This window comes from Saccharomonospora halophila 8 (assembly GCF_000383775.1).
In the GTDB taxonomy this organism is placed as follows: Bacteria; Actinomycetota; Actinomycetes; order Mycobacteriales; family Pseudonocardiaceae; genus Saccharomonospora; species Saccharomonospora halophila.
The window spans coordinates 2,896-6,587 of sequence record NZ_KB912493.1 but is presented as its reverse complement, the minus strand read 5'-3'; the positions used below and the strand labels follow the sequence as shown (position 1 = coordinate 6,587).

Here is a 3,692-nt window from a genome sequence, read left to right as displayed (position 1 = left end):
TGCGGCTCGCGGCGGAGTCGGCGCAGTGGATCCGGGGCCGCGAGGGGGCCCACCGGTTCGTCCACTCGGAACTCGTCATGGACGAACTGGTCGCGCGGGCGCCGGTGCTGCTGCTGTGCGGGTACGACGGCAGGCTGGTGGATCCCGCGGCCGCCGCGGCGATGTCCTTCGTCCACCCGATCAGGCAGCGCCGGGTGTTCGGAGTGGAGACGGGACTCTACGCCGACGCCGATGTCACGGACGCCTGGCGCCTGCGTGGGGAACTCGACCTCGCCTCCCGCGAGGTCTTCGGGATCGCGCTGGACGCCCTGCCGGTGCGTCGGGAACTGCATCTGTACCTGGCGGAGCTGACCTTCATCGACGTGGCGGGGGTCCACGCCCTCGCCGACCTCGCGAAGCGCGTCGCCCCCACCCGGGTCGTGCTGCACGACCCGCCGCGCGCGCTGACCCGCATCCTGGCACTGTCCCGTCGGGACACTCCGGCGATGCGTCTGGTCCACGCCTGACGGACCCGGGCACCGGCGGAGCGCGCGGAGTGCGTATGGCGTTCCCCGCTCCTTCGGCGTGGGCTGGAGGCACACCGAAGGGAGCCCACCATGACATCGACGAAACACCCCGACGACGTGGCGACCGCGACCACGATCGACCCGGACGTGGTCGCCGAACGCCTCGAACAGCTCGTCGGACAGGTCGTCACGGACGCGGGGGCGGCGCTGAGCGTGCCGCTCGCGCTGCTCGGTGACCGGCTCGGACTGTTCACCGCGCTCGCCGAGCGCGGTCCCGCGACGTCCGCGGATCTGGCCGACCGTACCGGGCTGGTCGAGCGCTACGTCCGGGAGTGGCTGCTCGCGATGGCCACCGCGGGCTACGTCACCGTGGACACGGGCGCGGGTTCGGACGGGACCGCGGACCGGGTCCGGTACCACCTCGAACCGGAGCAGGTGGAGGCGTTCACGAATCCGGACAGTCCCGGCTACGTCGCGGGCGCACTCCAGAACATCACCGCGATGACGCGCGCACTCGACCGGATCACCGAGGCGTTCCGCACCGGCGAGGGCATGGGCTGGCACGAACACCACGAGGACCTTTTCCTCGGCACGGAGCGGTTCTTCCGCCCGGGATACCTCGCGAACCTCACCTCCTCCTGGATCCCCGCGCTGACCGGCATCGAGGACCGGCTCCGCACCGGCGGGCGGGTGGCCGACGTGGGCTGCGGACTCGGCGCCTCGACCGTGATCATGGCGGGGGCCTACCCGGCGAGCACGTTCGTGGGAGTGGACTACCACGACACGTCGATCACACTGGCCCGGCGACGCGCGGAGGACGCGGGTGTGGCCGACCGGGCAACGTTCCGCACGGCCGGGGCCGGGGAACTGGACGGTACGTACGATCTGATCACCTTCTTCGACTGCCTGCACGACATGCCGGATCCGCTGGGTGCGCTCCGCGCCGCCCGGGCGGCGCTGGCCGAGGGCGGGTCGGTGATGCTCGTCGAGCCGATGAGCTGGGACACGCTCGCCGAGGCGATCAACCCGCTCGGCAGGCTGCTGGCGGGAGCCTCGCTGCTGGTGTGTCTGCCCAGCGGCATGTCCGCCGAACCGGCCTACGGTCTCGGCAATCAGGCGGGCCCGACCCGGACCCGGGATCTCGCCCGCGAGGCCGGCTTCGCCGAGGCGCGCATCGCGGCCTCCACCGAGATGAACCTCGTCTACGAGCTGCGCGGATGACGGGGTGCCCGGGAGGCCGGGTCGCGGGGTCTACCCCAGCAGCCGGGCGACCGCCGCGGCCCGGCCCGCCACCTCCAGCTTGCGGTAGACGTGCTCCAGGTGTTTGGCGACGGTGCGTGGGCTGACCGCCAGCTCGTGGGCGATGGCGTCGTTCGTCCGGCCACGCGCGACCAGCCCCACCACCTGGCGCTCGCGGACGGTCAACGGGACGTCGCCGTGACCGTCGAGCCGCGGCACCGCCGTGTCGCGTTCGCGGAATCGGCGCAGCGCCGCGGTCAACGGTGCCGCGACGAGCTCCAGTACGTCGTGTTCGACGTCGGAGAACGGGTGGACCGGGCGGCCGAGGGCGACCACGGCACGGAGATCCGGCGTGGGACGCAGGGTGAGGGTGGCCTGGAACCGGCCGCCGTCCGCGGCGGACGCGGCCGGGTTCCGCGTGGGACGGCGGAACTCCAGTCGGCGCAACCGTCCCGAGGTGAGATCGACCTCGTGGAAGGTCACCACCTCGCACGGCAGGACCGCCGCCAGCAGCGGCAGGCACGATTCCGCGAACTCTTGCCGATCGGGAACCGTCGCCACGGAGTTCACAAGGGACACAACTTGGCGAACCGTGTCGAGCGGCACGTACATGTCGGGCGACCTCGCCCTCGTCGCGAGTGCGTGGAGGTGCGTATCGACCGTCGCGCGCGGACCTGGTGAAGTCAAGACAGACCGACACCCGAACCCGAGGGAGGCACGTGATGCCGCGCAAGCACCTCGACTGCAGGCGGACACCGAGCGTCGCCGGATGCACGCTCACGATGAGCGGTGAGGAGGAGGAGCTCCTCCGTGCCGCCGTCGCGCACACCGTGGACGTCCACGGACACACCGACGACCCCGAACTGCGCGACGCCGTGCGGGCGGACCTGCGGGACGAGCCCGTGGCCGATACCGAACCGGGCGCGTTCGTCCAACTCATCGAGTTCAGCACCGACCGGATCGACGAGGTGGAGCGACTGGCCGACGAGTGGGCCGCCGAGATCGGTGCCGACCGGAGGGCGCGGTGGGGCGTCCTCGCGGCCGACCGGGACCGGGCGAACACGTACCTGGAGATCGTCGAGTTCCCGGACGCCGAGCAGGCGCGGGCGAACTCGGACCACCCGGCCACCACCCGGTTCGCCGACCGGTTGCGCGGGCTGTGCGACGCCGAACCACGCTTCGTCAACCTGGACGTCCGCGCGACGACCAGCTTCACCCCGTCCACCGTTCCGCAGCGGACCGCCCCTGCCTGAGCGCCGCGACACCACGGGACCGCGGGACCGCGGGAGGCCGTCACCACCCGTTCGGGCGGGACGGGAACGGGGCGGCAGTCGTCCGGGCGCCCGCGGGCCACACCGTCGCCTCCGGGTACGGGGGTGACGCCGGTGTGCCCGGCACAACCGCGAAAGGGTGAGTCCCACCCGGAGGGGTGAAAGCCGGGGCGGACTGTTTCCGGGTGAGGGGGGACGGAAACGCACAGTGCAAGGGTCGGACGGGTGACAGGTCCGGTTCTCATCTGATCGCGAGCACGGAAGGAGGCAGCGATCGTGGCAACAACACCGCGTCCGGAGGAACTCGTCGACAGCTCGGTTCTCGACGCCCAGGGTCGCAAGATCGGCAAGGTCGGGACCGTGTACCTGTCCGACGAGACCCGCAACCCGGAGTGGGTGACCGTGCGCACCGGGATGCTGGGGCACAAGGAGAGTTTCGTGCCGCTACAGGGCGCTTACATGGAGAACGACGGCATCCACGTCCAGGTGTCCAAGGACCAGGTCTCGAACGCGCCGAGCACGGACACCGACTCCGATCTCTCCGGTGAGGAGAGCGCCGAGCTGTATCGGCACTACGACATGCCGGCCCCGCGGGCTGCCATGCCCGAGGAGAGCACCGGCCCGGGGGAGGGCACGGAGGGCACCGGCACCGCCGCCGGCACCGCCGCCGGTACCG

Annotated in this window: 5 protein-coding genes; 4 read left to right on the top strand and 1 reads right to left on the bottom strand. The window is 71.8% G+C overall.

Features of this window, described 5'->3' with window-relative positions; translation table 11 throughout:
• On the top strand, positions 1-506 hold a 506-nt coding region (locus SACHA_RS23280), incomplete at its 5' end, for an STAS domain-containing protein (protein ID WP_019807376.1).
• A gap of 90 nt (positions 507-596) precedes the next feature.
• Positions 597-1,727: a class I SAM-dependent methyltransferase gene (locus tag SACHA_RS0103880; RefSeq protein ID WP_019807374.1), complete on the top strand. Its 1,131-nt coding sequence runs from the start codon at positions 597-599 to the stop codon at positions 1,725-1,727.
• A gap of 30 nt (positions 1,728-1,757) precedes the next feature.
• Here the strand turns inward: SACHA_RS0103880 and SACHA_RS0103875 are convergent, their stop codons facing one another.
• Positions 1,758-2,357, bottom strand: coding sequence for a helix-turn-helix transcriptional regulator (locus SACHA_RS0103875; protein WP_028662860.1), 600 nt, complete (start codon positions 2,355-2,357; stop codon positions 1,758-1,760).
• A gap of 110 nt (positions 2,358-2,467) precedes the next feature.
• Between SACHA_RS0103875 and SACHA_RS0103870 the strand changes: the two genes are divergently transcribed.
• Complete coding sequence (locus SACHA_RS0103870; RefSeq protein WP_019807371.1) at positions 2,468-2,998, top strand: DUF1059 domain-containing protein; 531 nt, start codon at positions 2,468-2,470, stop codon at positions 2,996-2,998.
• A gap of 294 nt (positions 2,999-3,292) precedes the next feature.
• A partial coding sequence (locus SACHA_RS20160) for a PRC-barrel domain-containing protein (RefSeq protein ID WP_019807370.1) occupies positions 3,293-3,692 on the top strand: 400 nt, incomplete at its 3' end.

Bases quoted from the DNA above. Each gene is read 5' to 3' on its own strand.
- SACHA_RS0103875 (WP_028662860.1), bottom strand. From the start codon at position 2,357: ATGTACGTGCCGCTCGACACGGTTCGCCAAGTTGTGTCCCTTGTGAAC.
- SACHA_RS0103870 (WP_019807371.1), top strand. From the start codon at position 2,468: ATGCCGCGCAAGCACCTCGACTGCAGGCGGACACCGAGCGTCGCCGGA.
- SACHA_RS0103880 (WP_019807374.1), top strand. From the start codon at position 597: ATGACATCGACGAAACACCCCGACGACGTGGCGACCGCGACCACGATC.